Raw genomic sequence first — 15,685 nt, 5'->3', positions numbered from 1 at the left:
TTCGCGACCCTGGACACCGACAAAGACGGAACAATCACGGGTGCTGATGATCCATACGCGCCCTACTACCCCGGAGATGAATCAGTGGACTGGGTCGGCATGTCCCTTTATCACTGGGGCAACACCTACCCGCCACCGTGGACTGGACAGCGACCAAGGACCCGCAGGTTCGTGAGGCCTACACCGCAGCGCTCCCCGACTGGTTTATGTTCGCCGAGGCACCGGCGGCGTGCTCACCTGCCCCCGAGCCCTCCTAGACCCAGCCAGCCCATACTGAGTACAGCCTGGAATGAATACACGCACGGATGTACTATCGATTCCATGGAAGCCCTTACTCATGCTCCCGTGCTGGCCCGGTTCGGTTACGCGATCTCAGATCCAACGCGCGCTCAGGTTCTGTTGGCGCTCGCGGAGTCGCCGTCATATCCATCCGACCTGGCAGACGCTCTTGGGGTGTCCCGGCAGAGCATGTCCAATCACCTAACCTGTTTGCGCGGGTGCGGCCTGGTAGTTGCTGTCCCTGATGGCCGACGGACGCGCTACGAGCTCGCCGATGCAAGGCTGGGCCACGCGATCAAAGACCTGGTGGGCGTGGTACTCGCCGTCGACCCGGCTTGCTGCGCACCGGACGGGACCTGCCTGACGTGAGCACCGCGTTGAAGATCACTGCCCCGGAGCGTCGGCTGATATTGACGCGTCGTATCCGCCTGTTCGCAGCTGCAACCATCACCTACAACGTCCTTGAGGCTGTTGTCGCTTTATGGGCTGGCGGCGTGGCCGACTCCTCGGCACTCATAGGCTTTGGGCTGGATTCGATTATCGAGGTAACTTCCGCACTGGCGTTGTCCTGGCAGTTCTCCAGCAAGGATCCAGAAGGACGCGAGCACCTCACTCTTCGGATCATTGCCGTTTCCTTCTTCGCTCTAGCAGCCTTCGTAACCTTCGACGCCGTCCGCTCGCTCACAGGAGCCGGGGAAGCACAGCACTCCACCCCCGGCATTATCATTGCCGCCCTGAGCCTAACGATCATGCCTGTTCTCTCATGGGCCCAGCGCCGCGCCGGACGCGAACTTGGCTCCAGGACCGCGGTGGCCGACTCCAAGCAAACACTGCTCTGCACATACCTCTCAGCCGTGCTGCTGATTGGCTTGATTCTGAACAGCACCCTGGGTTGGTGGTGGGCCGACGCCGGAGCGGCGCTGGTTATCGCCGGCATCGCCGTTCGCGAAGGCCTCAACGCTTGGCGCGGCGACACCTGCTGTGCGCCCATCGCAAAGCCGACGCCGTCCCCAGCCATCGCCCTAACTCTGACCGCCAAGGGCGCAGGAACAACGGCACAGGACGCCTGCTGCACAGGCTGCCGGCAAGACCCCTCGAGCGTAGTTCTTGGAAAGCCCGACGGCGGTTGAGGTAGTCGCGTTCGACGGCGGCAGCAGCGCCGTCGTACGCTCTCTTCCAGGGTGTGCGCTAGGGCCAGAAGTTCTGTGCGCCGGCTGCGGCAGTGCTGAAGTTACTACCTTCAATCGCGATGGAGCACTCCTCAATGCCGAGCCCCTTCCACTGCGCCAGCAACCGCAGTTCACCGTCATCCGGCAATGGCCACAGCCATAAGTTGCCTGAGGCCGAGACTTCGTCGTCGTTGCCGCTGCCTCCGCCACCGCGGAACGCCAGTGCCGGCGCTTCGGGCTGATTCTCGTGATTCATGGGTCTACCCCATCCAAAAATGCCTGTCCTTGCACTGGTTCCATTCGGTAGCTGGACGCCGAACAGCAACTGCAAATCTGCGCTGGTGGGCCCCATACCAGGACCGTGCTGGAAAACCGACGCGTGAAGAGTGGTCCACTCCTCGTCGCTCTCCTCACCCCGACGAATGACCCACGCCAATTGGAACGAACAACCCGTGGTGTAAATATCCGCGCTCTTGACCGTCAGAACGCGTGTGGGACTGCGATATAAGAACTGCCCTATGTGCAACACCGCAGGCAGCTCGTCCTGCGGCGGCCCAATCCATGGCGGGGGTACGAATTTCGCATTTTTGGCGCGTTCCACAGGTTCGGGCTTGGGGAAGTCATTGAAGAAGTTCATACAGTGCCCTCAGTTCGCTGGTGCGACCGACCAGCGGAACGGCGACAACAACTCGCACGGGATCCCCCAATCCGTCCTGACCCGCACAGTCTAGCCCCGTCTACTCATGGAGCGTTCCTGAGTGATTCGCACCAACCACCAAGGCCTAAGCAATCAAGCTTCGGTCTGGTTCGGGTGTCTCGTGTGAACCTGCTCTAGAAAGACCGGTTAGGACTTATCGCGGCGAGGGACCGGCTGGGGCGGGACGGCAGGGTCTGATACCGGTAGGCAGAACCTCAATGAATCGCCCCACGTTCCGTTAACGATGCAGTACAAGGCCACCTCTTCGCCGCCAACGTGGAGAACGACGTCGTCGATGCCGTATTTGGAGTCATTGAAAGTCAGCCCCACTGTGCCATCCGGCGAGGTGCAGCTGTAGGCGACATTCCATGGACTCAGGTCTTCGCACCGGTCGAGTTCCCTCGATACGCCTTCCCGGTCCACATACTCCCAGGTTCTGTCCGTCTTCTCGCCAACCTGAATGGCTGAGTTTGGAACGGACCGGGCATAGTCACGGGCAAATGGCCGCTCGTCGCAGCTTGCGGCTGTAAGCGTAAGTAACGCAAGCAGGGCAAGGCCTACTTTTGTTCCACGACGCATTCCGGTGTCCCCCAAAGCAGGCTTGAATTAGAGATCTGCGGGTATGTCTACCCGGCCGGTCGAACTCGGTTTCGGTGAACCCCGCCGCTTGCGGAGCTGCGTCGCCTGATATTCCTGACGGGACAGCGTGATCGCATAGAACGTGAAGCCACCGGCCAGAGCAGTCAGAAACAGCGCACCCCACATAGGACCCTGCCCCTGTCCCAGCGGAGCCAGCAGCAGCACCACCGAAAAGACAGTAAGTATTGCCGCAACAACCGCGAGAATACCCATACCCCACCACGTGCTGACCTGAGCCTGACCGCGGCCGGGTGTAAAGCCGATTTCGTCTGCCGGGTAGCTGTGAAGTTCGCCGTTGCCGGTATTGAGGAGTACGCGCTTTTCCCCGGCAGCCACTGCCGCCTTGTGCTCGGCATACACGGCATCGTTTCGCCGCTCGCGGTCCGAATACATGGTCACCCCGTTTCCTTCCTGGTTCCTATCAGGGTGTCACAACGAGATTGGGTTCGCCGCGATCAGCCCTATCAGGGATAACAGAATTAGCCCAGCAAGAATCGGGCCGACAATCAGGATCCAGCTGGTGCCCGGGTACCTGCGGTAGCCGTTGCCGCGCAGCTTGCTGGCCCACAAAACGGCATAGAGGATGCTGGCAGGCACGTACGGGATTGCTAGCCAGAATAATCCGAAGCCCAACCAGAATATGACCTGCAGGATGCCGAGCCCACCCGCGCTGGATCCGGACGTGGCAGCCCAAAAAAGAAGCATCAAAAGAAGAACCAGAAGACCCGCAAGGATCAGCAGAATTGACCGAAACGTCCTTGCCCATGCAGGCAACAGCGGAACCAGGACCTGTCCGGGTTGAGGCGGAACATAGTTAGCAGGGTACGGGTTCCGAGGTTCCACGGTGCTCTCTTCTTGGCGAGTTTGTTGGGCGACTGGCGGGCGAACGACTAGACGGGATGAACGTGCACAATAATCACTTGCACGTCCTTTGCGCCGTCATACCGGATGTCGTACTGGACCTGGAGGCCCGTTGCGGTACCCGGAGCCAAGGAAAAGTCGCCTTCGTCCTCCGGCCGGCCGGACATGGATTCGATCCAGCCCTCTGCTGACTCGCCGGGAATTCCGTATCGGTCCACGCCATCACGGATCAGGGCCGTGAAGTCCTCGAACGATTCAGCCGTGAGGAAGAACGTGACCTCCCGGAAGTCCGGCCCCTTGTTCATGCCGTTAAGCCGGAGACGGTCTGTCTTGGCGCTGATCAGCCCAGTCGGGGCCTCAATGGTCAGTTCCATCAAGCCCTCTTTTATGAGGACATCCGGGGCTTGGCTGGTTCCATCTCCAAGGCCGACGCTCTCTTTGGTCAGCTTTCCTGACGTCATGTCGAAGCGTGCCATCTTTGACTTCTTGATCTGTTCAATCCCCGCCGGATCCAGACGTGAGTGCTGCTCTGCAGACGACGAGGGCGCTGTTGACTCTGTTGGCGTAGTGGCCGGGGAAGCCGCAGCGCAGCCAGTCACCATCAGCGATACGAGCAAGAAAGTGGCAGCCAAGGCCCTCATTCAGATCCCCCAAGGAGTATGTGCGGTCAGGTGAGTCAATCACTGGAATACGGATGACACGGTGCTGGAGTCAGCCAGAGTTAGTAGCCGCCACCAGTACCGTCGCTAGGGGACGCATTCCGGTACGTCCCGCCCTTCCTATAGACCCTGCCGCGCTGAGACTGGAATGTCCCCCTGTGTGCGGCGCGTCTGGCTTTTGCTGAGGGGCGGAAAATCCGCCAAACGACGAGAATGACAAATGCCAACGGCGCCGCCAAGACGGTAGCCAAGACAATGAGGGTCTCCATCGAAAGTCCGTCCCCTCCTCGCCTGACGCCACAAGACTGCCCGCTAAAGGCGCTTCAATATACCGCGTGTATCGGCGTTCTACGTCCTCGACAACCGGGCACTTCCGCCATTTACCCTGTCGTAAAGATAGTCATCCAGTGACTTCAGGTTGTCTTTCTATCGGAGGCTACCTACCTCTCCCCCTTGGGAGCACTCTTTTTAGAACGATCCTGCCGCGAGTGTAATCAATGGTCCCTTGCCGGAAACAACATGTATGAGCACAAGAATTGCTCGAACACTCCGTGGGGGAAGGAACTCAAAATGAAGTACCGCCGATCCGGACATGCCAAGTACGCCACTATTGCAACGCTGACCCTGGCACTCACTCTCGCCGCCTGCGCACCATCCACCCCGGTCGCCAGGAGCCAATTCACCACTGCAGCAGAAGAAACCAGCAGCTTGGTCGAGCTCCCTGCAGTGCCACTGGAAGAAGCCCTCGCTGCCCCCGCTTCCGAAGGCAGCGCTCCAGTACAAGTCAGCCCGCCGGAGGTCGGTGTTCCAGTACCCGCGGCTCCCGCTGCGGTCATTCCCGTGCGGCAAGTAGATGTTTTGGCTCCGGAAGCACCGACTACTCCCGCCGCGGTGGCGGAACCTGTTGTTCCGGCACCGCCTGTCGTTCCCGCGCCGCCGGTTGCTCCGGCACCGCAGGCAACCATTCCGCCGTCGACCGTTCCGCCCGCAGTACCCGAGAAAACACCGGCGGTACCCCCAACGCCCCACGTCTCGCCCAGCTACCCGCAGACCGGCTTGTTCACGTTCCCTGACGGGCACATCTCCTTCCTGCTGCCGGCGGGCTGGACCGTGCAAACCGAGGAAGTACCGATCTACGGCGAGGACTACTACGCAGATGACGACCACTCAGTCGTAGCCAAGATCTACGACGAAACGGGCAACAACGTGGCGCGGATTGCCAGCGGTGTTTCCGGCGGCGTCGTGGCCGGGCCTGTGAATCGCACCATCCTTGACTCCCAGCAGCTAACCGATTTCGAGAGCCGGGACGGAGCCTCCCACTTCGCGTTCTTCAGGGACGAATACCCCTTCGACATCGCAATCACCCGGTACTTCATGGGTGTGGTGACGAATGACTTCATGACAGAAGGCCCGGACAGCGTTTCGGCCCACAGCTTCATGATCATGGACAACGGTGCGGCCCAAGCGACTGCCAACATCGAGGTGTCGATGTCCCCGGAAAGCGCAGCGGCCTGGATGGAAACCGAGCAGTACAGCAAGCTCAAGGCCCTCCTGACGAGCATCCAGTACGCGGAGTAGTTGATCAGCTATGGAACTTTTCGATGCACATACCCTAGTATTTTCCGCCGTCCTGCTGGTTCACGTCCTGGGTGTGGTGATCCTTGCCGTTTCAGCAGTTGTACTGGTGATGTCATCGTTCGCAGTGGTTCTGGCCGTGCGCGGAATCAGAACCTCTTGGGCACTGGCTCGCAACACGGGTAGCTGAGACGAAGCCAATGCCGGGCGTTTCAGTCCCCGACCAATTGCAGCTGCCCCAGCCGCCAGTCGATGAACGTCAGCAGCCGTTGCCGAACGCCGCCGTCAAAGCCGCCAATGGCAGGGCAAGGCGCTAAAGTAACTTCTGATCCTGCCCTAGCGCCACCGACACCGGCAATGGCGCGTGTCGTTTCCGGAGAGGGAGGCAGCCCGTTCGAGCCGGGCCAGGACCCGCCAAGGGCCAGCGCAGTCTTAGAGAAAGATGCACTTTTGAAAAAGCCGATGTTTGTGGTCCTGGTTGCGATCGCCGCAACTCTCATTGTGGTGCCAGTGGTGTGGATGACGCTCCTCATCATGCAGGGAGAATCGCCGAACCCGCTGGTAGTAGCAGCACTCTCCCTGTTGGGGCCGTTGGGAGGCGTCTTTGCGGGCTCTACTTTTGGGACACTCGGGAGACGCTGCGTCAGCGTATTGCTAAAGAGGACCAACTGCTCGGATAGGCTCGAAGTCGGCCTCCTTGAGTCACTTAGTAAGGCTGCTTAGTTTCCTGTATCATCTGTTCCCATGAACAGCCCGGCAAAGCCCCAGTCGTCAAAACTCAAGCAGTCCATTACCGGCCCTCTTCTTTTCCTCTTTATCCTCGGCGATGTGTTGGGCGCGGGCATCTACGCGTTGGTGGGGAAGGTTGCAGGCGAGGTGGGAGGCGCTGTCTGGATTCCGCTGGCGCTGGCACTGTTCCTGGCCATGCTCACCGCCGCCTCCTACGCAGAGCTGGTGACAAAATACCCGAAGGCCGGCGGAGCTGCCGTCTTTGCTGAACGGGCTTTCAAAGTCCCCTTGGTTTCGTTCCTGGTGGGTTTCTCCATGTTGGCAGCCGGGGTGACCAGCGCTGCTGGTTTGAGCCTCGCCTTCGCCGGGGACTACCTCAAACCTTTCCTGGATGTGCCTGCTACTCCCACCGCTCTTGTCTTCCTTCTGCTGATCGCGCTCCTGAACGCACGCGGCGTCAAGGAATCCGTCAGGGCCAACGTGGTCATGACAGTCGTCGAGGTGTCTGGCCTGGTGCTGGTAATCGTCCTGGTAGGCCTGATGTTCGGCCGGGGAGACGGCGATGCTTCCCGCGTTCTTGAATTCAACCCTGCGGTCTCCCCTGGAGCAGGGATCCTGGCGGCTTCCTTGCTGGCGTACTACTCGTTCGTGGGCTTTGAGACCTCCGCCAACGTTGCCGAAGAGGTCCGGGACGTCCACCGCGTCTACCCCAAGGCACTGTTCGGGGCGTTGTTGACCGCCGGAGCCATCTACATTCTCATCGGTTTGGCTTCATCCATAGCCCTGTCGCCAAATGACTTGAGCAGCTCCTCGGGCCCCTTGCTGCAAGTGGTCCAGGCCACTGGTTTTGGAGTTCCGGACTGGCTCTTCGGCCTGGTCGCCCTCATCGCCGTTGCCAACGGCGCCCTGCTGACGATGATCATGGCCAGTCGTCTGGCCTTTGGAATGGCAGAACAATCATTGCTTCCCACCGGGTTGGGGAAGGTCCTCCCCCAACGGCGCACCCCGTGGGTAGCCATTCTGGTGACCACGTTGGCCGCAATGGCACTGACCGCCACCGGCGACCTTGGCTCCCTCGCCGAAACGGTGGTCCTGCTTCTGCTGTTCGTCTTCATCAGCACCAACGTGGCCGTTCTGGTGCTGCGTAAAGACAAGGTGGAACACAAGCACTTCCGCGTACCGGCGGTCATTCCCTGCCTGGCACTGGCTTCCTGTGTCCTCCTGCTGTTCCAGCAAGGCCCGGAAATCTGGCTGCGTGCAGGCATCCTCTTGGGAATCGGGCTCGTCCTCTTTTTCGTTACACGCTGGTTTCAGGGGCGTAAGCGGACCGGCCTGCCCGCGGCCAAACAACGTCCCGAGGCGCAGAAGGAACCACTGGATTCTTAGAGCTGACCGTCACGGAGAGGCCGACGCCTGGCATCCAGCGGAAGTTCCTACCCTGGGATGAGCATGCCCGGTCCCAAGGGTTGATGTGGTCCTGTTCGGGCCGACCATAGGCTGAAGGCATCAACGGCTCAGTTTAGGGAGTCCACCGGTGCCGTGGCTTGATATCGCCGCAGCAGCCTTGTTGCTGCTCACCCTCCTCATGGGAGTCGTGACTCGCCGAGGTAAAGCCTTGATGGTCATTGTCCCCGGCATTGCAGCTGGCGCGGCTCTTGTTGCCGCTCTCACCTTCGAAGGTGCACGCCCACAAGTGGTCGGACTGGTTGTACTCGCTGCACCGACCGCCGCCGTCGTCATTTGGCTCCGGTCAGCCCGCGGTCCCCGACTCTCAATGGCGGCCAGTGTCCTCCTTACACTGAGCCTCGTTGGGATGGCCGGGGCCTCCTGGATATTGCCGCCCATCTCCGTTCCAGCGGGAGGTGGTCCGTACACCGTAGGAATAGACACGAAGGTATGGACCGACGACAAGCGTGACGAGGGAGGCGATGATGTGCCGGGCAAGCGACGCTCATTGCCAGCAACTATCTGGTACCCCGCCGAGGGAAGCGGCGAACGTGCAGCATACCTGCCTGGCCATGAGCGAGCCGCAAAACTGTCCAACGCCCTAGCCAGCCTTTATGGCGTTCCAACTTTGACCCTGGACGGGCTTTCCCGTGCCCAAAGCAACGCCATATGGCAAGGTAAATCTGCTAACGGTTCTTTTCCGGTGGTGATAGCTTCACCAGGACTCAACAGCTCTCGATGGTTCTTCACTGCGTGGGCCGAGGAACTGGCCAGCAACGGCGTTATAGTCATCGCCCTTGATCATCCCTACGACTCACCTGTCACCGAGCTTGCCGATGGCACGTGGGCCTCCAGCAGACTGGAAACCACAGGAGATGATTCGCGTGACCAAGATCTGGCAGACCACTGGGCGGGCATTCGCGCCGCCGACATGAGCGCAGTGATTGATCGACTTTATTCAGACGCATGGGCAGTGCCCGCTTTGCGATCTGCAGACCTAGGCCACATCATCACGGCAGGCCACTCCCTAGGAGGTGCGGCTGCGCTGGAAGCTGCACGCCTTGATGACCGCATCGAGGGAGCCGTCAATATGGACGGGATGCCCAGAACCCCGACGGCCACGGCCCCGCTTACCAAACCAGTCCTCGCCATTGTGGCCGGCGACGCCGACCAACTCCCCCAATACGACGCCGCACTGGACGAGCTGCTTGCCAACGGCAACGGCACCCGCGTCACACTGGAAGGCGTGACACATTTTGGCATGATCGACCTAGGTCTCATGATCGGTCCCGTTCCCGGGATCACCGGCGCCCGAGGCTCCGCCGGACCAACCTCAGCAGCAAAAGCGACCCTAGGACTTATCGAGGCAGCGACCACCGGCAAAGCCCTTAATACCAGTGAGTTCGAGCAGCTCGGCAAAGTCTCCCCGCCCGCCAGCTAAATACAGAACGTGATGTCTGTCTACCTTGGCGTAGGTTATGTCTGTGACCACGAACCCGGCTTTCGGCCAGTACCTTCAAGCGCGTCGTGGACTTGTTCGGCCTGAAGATGCCGGCCTGGCCGACTTTGGACGTCGCCGTGTTCCCGGTCTCCGGCGAGAAGAAGTCGCAGGTTTGGCCGGCATCAGCGTCGACTACTACGTTCGTCTGGAACAAGGCAAGGACCACCACCCGTCGCCGCAGATACTTGATTCATTAGCGCGCGCCCTGCGTCTGGATCCTCCCTCCACTCTCCATCTACATAGGCTCGCGCAGGGTTCATCGCAGCCTCTTTCAAATGGTGCCGATATGGCTGGTGTCGGGGTCGGTATGTCATATCTCCTGGAAACCTTGACCCAAGTACCAGCATTCGTCCAGGACCGGTACATGAACGTCCTCGCTGCAACCCCACTGGCAATCGCACTTTCGCCGCGGAACAAACCCGGGACAAATGTCCTCCGGGAAGCATTTCTGGACCCGGCTGAACAGCAGCTATACGAGGACTGGGAACAGGTCATGGAGGAGGCCACGGCTGGTTTGCGGGCAGCCGTGGGAGAACGAGTCAACGACCCGCAGTTGGAAAAACTGGTGGAGGAACTATCGCACCGTAGCGCCTACTTCCTCCAACTCTGGGGCAGGCACGATGTCCGTCCCAAGGTGGCGGGGAAGCGCATACTTCACCACCCAGTCGTGGGGGACTTGGAACTCTTTCATGAGAAGTTGTCCGTTGCGGGAACCGATGGCCATCTTCTGGTGATTCATCATGCAGAACCTGGAAGCTCGTCCGAGGCCTCGCTTCAGAAACTGTCGGAGACTCTCGCCGATCCGAAGTGAATCTCCGATACTCCCCCGAATGCTTGAGGGTAGCCCTGGCATTCATATGAAACCCAGAGTTCTGGCTACCTCTTCTCCACAAAAGCACACTGGTTTATGGGCCGCCGCTGAGACGGCCTATCACCGTGGCCCCCGGTTCGTCCCGCAGGCACAGACCACAAACCAACCAGTGCGAAAGAAGCCGCTTAATCATGACAAGCATCGCCACCAGTTTCGGGTTCAGTTCCACCACCTCAGATGTCACGGAGGGCATCGATTTCACCGGGAAGCGCGTCGTCATTACTGGAGGAGCGTCCGGTATCGGCATAGAAACAGCGAGGGCCTTTGCCGACATCGGAGCCCACGTAACACTCGCCGTACGCAACCTCGCGACAGCAGAACCGGTTGCAGTTGAGCTCCGGGAATCGACGGGCAATGAGAACATCTCCCTGGGAAGGGTTGACTTGGCCGATCTGGCGTCGATCGCTGAGTTTGCCGAACAGTGGCGGGGTCCGCTGCACGTCCTGGTCAACAATGCCGGAATCATGGCACTTCCGGAATTGCAACGCACCCCGGAGGGCTGGGAGATGCAGTTCGCTACCAACTACCTTGGACATTTCGCCCTCGCAACGGCACTGCATGGCGCCCTGGCCGAAGCCGGCAACGCCCGCATCGTGTCCGTCAGCTCAAGCGGCCACCTGTTTTCCCCAGTCCTTTTCGATGACCCTCACTTCAATTTCATCCCCTATGACGCCCTCATTGCGTATGGCCAGTCCAAAACGGCGTCCGTGCTCTTTGCTGTCGCTGCCACCGAGCGTTGGGCCAAAGACGGCATTACCTCCAATGCCGTCATGCCCGGAGCCATCGCCACCAACCTCCAACGGCATACAGGCGGCCTAAGAACTCCCATCGAGCGCCAGAAGACACCCCAGCAGGGGGCTGCCACAACCCTGTATGTTGCTACCGCCCCGGGGCTCGAAGGAATCGGCGGACGCTACTTCGAGGACGTCAATGAGGCCCGCATTGTGGGTAGCCGCGGACCGGACTACACCGGAGTCGCCTCCTATGCGCTGGATTCCACCAACGCAGCTCGCCTCTGGGAGCTCTCAGCGGCACTCTTGGAAAAGCGGGCAGCATGAACATCAGGGTTGGCTGGGTAGGCCTTGGAGATCAAGGCGCCCCGATGGCCAGGGCCATAGCTGAGGCCGGCTTCGAATTGAACGTCTGGGTTCGTCGAGAGTCATCTCTGACCGCCCTTGACGGACTCCCTTATGTCCGTCACAAGACACTTGCTGCGCTTGGCGCTGCCAGCAACATTGTTGGCCTCTGTCTGCGGGAAGACTCCGATATTGAAGAAATCCTCACCTCAGGGGGTCTGCTCAAAAGTCTTGCCCGGGGCACGGTTCTCATCAACCATGGGACCGGGCTGCCGGACTACGCCCAGAGCATAACACTTCGCGCCGCCTCCGCTGGCGTACTTGTGTTGGACGCCCCGGTCAGCGGCGGCCGACCAGGTGCAGAAGCACGTCGGCTGACTACTATCGTCGGCGGACCAAGGGAAGCATTGGAAACGGCACGTCCTGTTCTGGAGACGTTCTCACAAAAGATCGCGTACATGGGCCCGGCGGGATGCGGACAGAACGGAAAGCTCATTAATAATGCCCTGTTGATGATGAACCAGAAAAATGTTCAGGACATTCTCGCGCTGGGAAGGAACTTGAGCCTTGACTTGGGCGCACTCAGTGAGCTGCTCCTCTCAGGAACCGGCCGAAGCTTCGCACTCGAAGCACTGTCCGGCGCTGTCACTGTGAACAACGCTGAACACCTCAAAGTCCTGCAAATCATTGATATGGAAATCTTCGCCGATGCCATGAAGGGCCTTGGCCAGGACGTCACTACTATCGACGACTACGCACGGGCAGGGGCCGACGGCCTGCCTTATGCCGCCCAGTTGATGGCAGTGTCAACGAAGCAGTCATAAGCACCGCGAGGATGGTGGCACGCAACGGTTCCACCATCCTTGTAGGCACCTTCAAGCAGGCCCTAGTCGATGACCAGCAGGTCACCAACCTCGCATTCAAGTACCCGGCAGATGGCTGCCAGGGTGGAGAACCGTATAGCCCTTGCCCTGTCATTCTTCAGGACGGAGAGGTTCGCGAGAGTAACCCCTACCTCCCGGCTCAATTCTGTCAACGTCATACCCCGCTGCTCCAGAAGCTCATCGAGCCGGCAGTGAATCATGTCCTCCTCGGATTGTTTGGCCGGAGCCATCCCTACACCAGCCCCTCGGTGTCGCGCTGCAGTTGAGCACCCTTCGCGAATACAGCGGCCAGAAGCAGAAGGGCGACGCCCAATACCACTGGCAGGAGGTCGACGCTGAAGACAATGTAGTATTCAAGATTGCCCTTGCCAATGGGACTCTCGACGGTGAGCACGTTGTCCAAGCTATTTACGATCACGAGTTTGCTGAAACCCTGAAGAATCGGGACAACCACCCCGATGAGGACAAGCACGCCACCCATGATGGAGATAAAACGGGTTAGTGTCGATGCGAACGGCACCCCCCGCAGCAAACGCCAGCACAGCATGATCACGGCCGCACACACCAGCAGAGTGGTCAGCTGCCCGAGTACCGAGGCTGCCGTGTTCAGGACGAGCGCTTCTCCAGGAATGCCCTGGAGAACGAGGTCGATATTGCCGCCATGAAGAACCTGTTGAACCTTGGGGCCTAGGACGCTGGGGCCGGACGGATATGTCCTGCTGTAGCCCAAGCCGGGCAACGCCACAGTCGTCACCCCGGTAAACGCATAACCAAGGGTGGAGACGAGCCTGAGGATCGCCGCCACAGCCACTCCGCAGGCGGTCACCAGTAGTAGCCACAGCCCCACCTTTGCCGCGACTTTAGCCGATGGTTTGGTCGAGAATGCAGTTTTCACGCGCCCACTCCTTATCGTTTATCAACATATTGATAAACGATAACACAATCAGCTTGCCGCATGTCCTTGGAATCGAAAAGCCCGCATCGAATACGCTATTCCAGAGGCTGGAAGCCCTGAAGCAGTGGGACTGCAATAGCCAACGACATCGAGGAGCGCCGTGCCGACTCACATCCCTTGGAACCGCGGCGAGTGGACCAACCAGCCAGCCGCCGTCGTCGAGCAGGAAGGTGACCTCCTGGTCACCGCGGCCGAAAGCAGCGACGCTTGGCGCGTCACGTCCTACGGTTTCATCCACGACTCCGAGCACGCGCTGCTTGCCCCCTTCCCGCAGGACAGCGCCATGGAGGTTGAGTTCACGGCCGCGTGCTCCCAACAGTTCGACCAGGCGGGCATCTTCGTCCGCATCAGCGCCGAGCATTGGATCAAGGCGGGCGTGGAATTCGCCGACGGCGCCGCTCAGCTGGGCGCGGTGGTTACGGACCGCTTCTCCGACTGGTCCTTGGCGCCTGTTCCGGAATGGAACGGCGGCCGGGTCCGCATACGGGTCAGCCGCTCCGGCGACGCCCTCACTATCCGGGCTGCGTCGGGCGGCAACGAACTCCAACTCGTGCGGGTGGTGCCGCTAGCCCCTGATGCTGTGGCCACAGCCGGGCCTTTCACCTGCGCACCAACACGCTCCGGGCTGACGGTCCCCTTTCACTCCTGGCGCGCTACGCTCCCGGACAGCCAACTTCACTGAGGCCGCCTGGCCCGGTGAGCTTGCGGGCCTCACCGTTCATGAGATTATGGAGATTCCGGCAGCCTGACATTGACAGTGCTGCGACTCAGTTGGCTCCGTAACAAGCCTATGGGGGGCACATCACGGTGGAAGATACTGCAAGTCTTTGGCGCACTGACCCTACGACGTTCCGCGACGTGGTGATCAACCGCCAAGCCTTGGAAGCTGCATTGGACGGCGATTGTCCACCCGTGGAACGGGTCAGGTACTTGGCATTACTCGGCCGGGACGCTGAAGCTCTGGACGAAGGCTTCAAGCTGCTGCCGGACTCGCCTGACCGCCGTGAGCTGTTGTTGGTCCTTGCCCAGATCCATCAACGTCAGTACCGCTGGCACGAAGCTGCCGTGCTCCACGAAAAAGCCTTGCGAACAGTCCGATCACCTGAAGAGGAAGCCTACGTTCGTCACCACATTGGCCGTCGCCTGTTCGATGAGGCCCGTTTCCGCGCTGCCGCCGATGAGTTCCAATGGGCAGCGGACCTCTACCGCGTGGCCGACCAGCCGGAACTTGCCGAAGAAAACCGCCAGGCCATGCGCCACGCCCTGCACGTTCACAGTGCCGATCAAGGTGCTGGACGTCCCGCATACGAGCTCTCTTAGACGGCGGGAATACGCAGCAAAGGTCCGGGGTTGCAGAGTGCGCAAATAGCAACACACCGCACTTTCACAAGGGGTTTCACCACCATGGCCACCGACTACGACACACCCCGGACCCTGCCTGAGGAAGAACAGGCCCTGCCTCTAGCGGAGCTGGCACCGGCCAAAAGCGCTGCACGTACGGACACGATCGACCTGGACGAAGGGGACCTCGCGGATGCCTTCGAACTTCCCGGTGCTGATCTGTCCGGGGAAGAACTCCAAGTTGAGGTCGTGCCCATTCAGAACGACGAGTTCACCTGTATGTCCTGCTTCCTGGTCCACCACCGCAGCCAACTCGCACGCGAAACCAACGCGCAGAAGTACTGCACCGAATGCGAAGGCTCGGAAGCACAACACGCCGGAGCACTCAAGGCGAGTTCCGCCGTCGTGCCCTTACCGTGAGCCCGGTCCGCCGGCCCATAGTCCCGTTGGCCCCCCAGGCCTGATGTAACCTAGTAAGCAAGCTGACTACTTGTGAAAGCCTGGGGGTGCCTGAATGCCTGATATGGACCGATGGCCAACAAGCCGGCTGCTGTCCACGGCGGCGCGGCTTGTGGAACTGGCATGGAATGACAGATTGCGCCCTCTGGGGTTGACGTATCCAGCGGTGCTCACCCTTGACGCCGTTGCAACGGCAGGGCCTATCACGCCCGGGGACCTTGCCCGGAGCGTCCGCGTGCAAGCCCAGACCATGGGCCCGCTCCTGACCAGACTGGAATCGCGTGGATACATCCTCCGTCAACCCAATCGGTTCGACCGCCGCAGCCAACTGATTTCCATCACCGAGTTGGGCCAGACACTGCTGGAACAATCGCACCGCCAAGAGACCAACGTGCTCTCGGTGATCAACCTTGACTCCGAGGGACTCCGCGAAGAACTGCTGGCAATCGTGCGCCACGCGAACTTTAACTGAGCGTTAGGTTACCCCGCGTAGACGAAAGCTCGTCCATCTAGCAGTATGGAGTTATCCGCTGATGAAGTCCGG

The 15,685-nt window shown here is 60.3% G+C and carries 20 protein-coding genes and 1 pseudogene; 14 read left to right on the top strand and 7 right to left on the bottom strand.

From position 1 onward, the window contains the following. Positions 1-321: 321 nt before the first annotated feature. Both J7I86_RS07070 and J7I86_RS07065 read left to right on the top strand, forming a co-directional pair. Positions 322-648 carry a helix-turn-helix transcriptional regulator gene (locus tag J7I86_RS07070; RefSeq protein WP_214819590.1) on the top strand — a complete coding sequence of 109 codons (327 nt, stop codon included), beginning with the start codon at positions 322-324 and terminating at the stop codon, positions 646-648. Then, entirely contained in the window at positions 645-1,409 is a 765-nt protein-coding gene (locus J7I86_RS07065) for a cation diffusion facilitator family transporter (RefSeq protein ID WP_214818136.1), read from the top strand. The genes J7I86_RS07070 and J7I86_RS07065 overlap by 4 nt, the downstream gene beginning before the upstream one ends. A gap of 58 nt (positions 1,410-1,467) precedes the next feature. Here the strand turns inward: J7I86_RS07065 and J7I86_RS07060 are convergent, their stop codons facing one another. The 5 genes from J7I86_RS07060 to J7I86_RS07040 all read right to left on the bottom strand — a co-directional run bounded on the left by J7I86_RS07060 (position 1,468) and on the right by J7I86_RS07040 (position 4,286). Next, positions 1,468-2,085 carry a hypothetical protein gene (locus tag J7I86_RS07060; protein ID WP_214818127.1) on the bottom strand — a complete coding sequence of 206 codons (618 nt, stop codon included), beginning with the start codon at positions 2,083-2,085 and terminating at the stop codon, positions 1,468-1,470. 207 nt (positions 2,086-2,292) lie between these two features. Continuing rightward, complete coding sequence (locus tag J7I86_RS07055) at positions 2,293-2,724, bottom strand: hypothetical protein (protein WP_214818125.1); 432 nt, start codon at positions 2,722-2,724, stop codon at positions 2,293-2,295. Between the two features lie 27 nt (positions 2,725-2,751). Further along, positions 2,752-3,177, bottom strand: a complete 426-nt coding sequence (locus tag J7I86_RS07050) for a hypothetical protein (protein ID WP_214819588.1) — start codon at positions 3,175-3,177, stop codon at positions 2,752-2,754. Positions 3,178-3,213: 36 nt separating this feature from the next. Next, a complete protein-coding gene (locus J7I86_RS07045) occupies positions 3,214-3,627 on the bottom strand; it encodes a hypothetical protein (RefSeq protein WP_214818123.1) in 414 nt (137 codons plus the stop codon). 47 nt (positions 3,628-3,674) lie between these two features. Beyond that, positions 3,675-4,286 carry a hypothetical protein gene (locus J7I86_RS07040; protein WP_214818121.1) on the bottom strand — a complete coding sequence of 204 codons (612 nt, stop codon included), beginning with the start codon at positions 4,284-4,286 and terminating at the stop codon, positions 3,675-3,677. Positions 4,287-4,874: 588 nt separating this feature from the next. On the opposite strand from J7I86_RS07040, the gene J7I86_RS07035 reads away from it, so the two are divergent. The 8 genes from J7I86_RS07035 (at position 4,875) to J7I86_RS07000 (ending at position 12,326) form a co-directional block, all read left to right on the top strand. Continuing rightward, on the top strand, positions 4,875-5,882 hold the full coding sequence (locus J7I86_RS07035; protein ID WP_286179458.1) for a hypothetical protein: 1,008 nt from the start codon (positions 4,875-4,877) through the stop codon (positions 5,880-5,882). Positions 5,883-5,892: 10 nt separating this feature from the next. Continuing rightward, a complete protein-coding gene (locus tag J7I86_RS07030; protein ID WP_214818119.1) occupies positions 5,893-6,069 on the top strand; it encodes a hypothetical protein in 177 nt (58 codons plus the stop codon). Positions 6,070-6,236: 167 nt separating this feature from the next. Beyond that, the gene (locus J7I86_RS07025; protein ID WP_214818116.1) at positions 6,237-6,602 is read left to right on the top strand and encodes a hypothetical protein; all 366 of its coding nucleotides are present in this window, start codon (positions 6,237-6,239) and stop codon (positions 6,600-6,602) included. 21 nt (positions 6,603-6,623) lie between these two features. Next, positions 6,624-7,994 carry an APC family permease gene (locus J7I86_RS07020; RefSeq protein ID WP_214818114.1) on the top strand — a complete coding sequence of 457 codons (1,371 nt, stop codon included), beginning with the start codon at positions 6,624-6,626 and terminating at the stop codon, positions 7,992-7,994. 148 nt (positions 7,995-8,142) lie between these two features. After that, positions 8,143-9,495, top strand: coding sequence for an alpha/beta hydrolase (locus J7I86_RS07015; RefSeq protein ID WP_214818112.1), 1,353 nt, complete (start codon positions 8,143-8,145; stop codon positions 9,493-9,495). Positions 9,496-9,538: 43 nt separating this feature from the next. Then, positions 9,539-10,366 carry a helix-turn-helix transcriptional regulator gene (locus tag J7I86_RS07010; protein ID WP_309476683.1) on the top strand — a complete coding sequence of 276 codons (828 nt, stop codon included), beginning with the start codon at positions 9,539-9,541 and terminating at the stop codon, positions 10,364-10,366. Positions 10,367-10,557: 191 nt separating this feature from the next. Then, positions 10,558-11,484: an SDR family NAD(P)-dependent oxidoreductase gene (locus J7I86_RS07005; RefSeq protein ID WP_214818106.1), complete on the top strand. Its 927-nt coding sequence runs from the start codon at positions 10,558-10,560 to the stop codon at positions 11,482-11,484. Next, positions 11,481-12,326, top strand: a complete 846-nt coding sequence (locus tag J7I86_RS07000; protein WP_214818096.1) for an NAD(P)-dependent oxidoreductase — start codon at positions 11,481-11,483, stop codon at positions 12,324-12,326. Before J7I86_RS07005 ends, J7I86_RS07000 begins: the two co-directional genes overlap by 4 nt. 62 nt (positions 12,327-12,388) lie before the next feature. Here J7I86_RS07000 and J7I86_RS06995 read toward each other — a convergent pair whose 3' ends face one another. After that, complete coding sequence (locus tag J7I86_RS06995) at positions 12,389-12,616, bottom strand: helix-turn-helix transcriptional regulator (RefSeq protein WP_214818094.1); 228 nt, start codon at positions 12,614-12,616, stop codon at positions 12,389-12,391. A gap of 2 nt (positions 12,617-12,618) precedes the next feature. Beyond that, complete coding sequence (locus J7I86_RS06990) at positions 12,619-13,281, bottom strand: hypothetical protein (protein WP_214818093.1); 663 nt, start codon at positions 13,279-13,281, stop codon at positions 12,619-12,621. A gap of 160 nt (positions 13,282-13,441) precedes the next feature. Between J7I86_RS06990 and J7I86_RS06985 the strand changes: the two genes are divergently transcribed. The 4 genes and pseudogenes from J7I86_RS06985 to J7I86_RS06970 all read left to right on the top strand — a co-directional run bounded on the left by J7I86_RS06985 (position 13,442) and on the right by J7I86_RS06970 (position 15,613). After that, positions 13,442-14,023 carry a DUF1349 domain-containing protein gene (locus J7I86_RS06985; RefSeq protein ID WP_214818090.1) on the top strand — a complete coding sequence of 194 codons (582 nt, stop codon included), beginning with the start codon at positions 13,442-13,444 and terminating at the stop codon, positions 14,021-14,023. A 125-nt stretch (positions 14,024-14,148) separates the two neighbouring features. Next, on the top strand, positions 14,149-14,661 hold the full coding sequence (locus J7I86_RS06980) for a hypothetical protein (RefSeq protein ID WP_214818087.1): 513 nt from the start codon (positions 14,149-14,151) through the stop codon (positions 14,659-14,661). 84 nt (positions 14,662-14,745) lie between these two features. Next, a pseudogene (locus J7I86_RS06975) lies at positions 14,746-15,039 on the top strand (DUF4193 domain-containing protein); the annotation flags it as partial. Positions 15,040-15,196: 157 nt separating this feature from the next. Next, positions 15,197-15,613, top strand: a complete 417-nt coding sequence (locus J7I86_RS06970) for a MarR family winged helix-turn-helix transcriptional regulator (protein ID WP_214818082.1) — start codon at positions 15,197-15,199, stop codon at positions 15,611-15,613. Positions 15,614-15,685 lie beyond the last annotated feature (72 nt).

The sequence above is a fragment of the Arthrobacter sp. ISL-95 genome (assembly GCF_018613695.1).
Lineage (GTDB): Bacteria > Actinomycetota > Actinomycetes > Actinomycetales > Micrococcaceae > Arthrobacter.
Note: the sequence above shows the minus strand (reverse complement) of the source record. Positions and strands in the feature narration are given on the sequence as shown.

Excerpts from the sequence above, each read along its gene's own strand:
- J7I86_RS07030 (WP_214818119.1), top strand. The coding sequence starts at position 5,893 with ATGGAACTTTTCGATGCACATACCCTAGTATTTTCCGCCGTCCTGCTG.
- J7I86_RS07060 (WP_214818127.1), bottom strand. The coding sequence starts at position 2,085 with ATGAACTTCTTCAATGACTTCCCCAAGCCCGAACCTGTGGAACGCGCC.
- J7I86_RS06995 (WP_214818094.1), bottom strand. The coding sequence starts at position 12,616 with ATGGCTCCGGCCAAACAATCCGAGGAGGACATGATTCACTGCCGGCTC.
- J7I86_RS07020 (WP_214818114.1), top strand. The coding sequence starts at position 6,624 with ATGAACAGCCCGGCAAAGCCCCAGTCGTCAAAACTCAAGCAGTCCATT.
- J7I86_RS07035 (WP_286179458.1), top strand. The coding sequence starts at position 4,875 with ATGAAGTACCGCCGATCCGGACATGCCAAGTACGCCACTATTGCAACG.
- J7I86_RS07040 (WP_214818121.1), bottom strand. The coding sequence starts at position 4,286 with ATGAGGGCCTTGGCTGCCACTTTCTTGCTCGTATCGCTGATGGTGACT.
- J7I86_RS07055 (WP_214818125.1), bottom strand. The coding sequence starts at position 2,724 with ATGCGTCGTGGAACAAAAGTAGGCCTTGCCCTGCTTGCGTTACTTACG.
- J7I86_RS06970 (WP_214818082.1), top strand. The coding sequence starts at position 15,197 with ATGCCTGATATGGACCGATGGCCAACAAGCCGGCTGCTGTCCACGGCG.
- J7I86_RS07050 (WP_214819588.1), bottom strand. The coding sequence starts at position 3,177 with ATGTATTCGGACCGCGAGCGGCGAAACGATGCCGTGTATGCCGAGCAC.
- J7I86_RS07070 (WP_214819590.1), top strand. The coding sequence starts at position 322 with ATGGAAGCCCTTACTCATGCTCCCGTGCTGGCCCGGTTCGGTTACGCG.
- J7I86_RS07000 (WP_214818096.1), top strand. The coding sequence starts at position 11,481 with ATGAACATCAGGGTTGGCTGGGTAGGCCTTGGAGATCAAGGCGCCCCG.
- J7I86_RS07025 (WP_214818116.1), top strand. The coding sequence starts at position 6,237 with ATGGCGCGTGTCGTTTCCGGAGAGGGAGGCAGCCCGTTCGAGCCGGGC.
- J7I86_RS07005 (WP_214818106.1), top strand. The coding sequence starts at position 10,558 with ATGACAAGCATCGCCACCAGTTTCGGGTTCAGTTCCACCACCTCAGAT.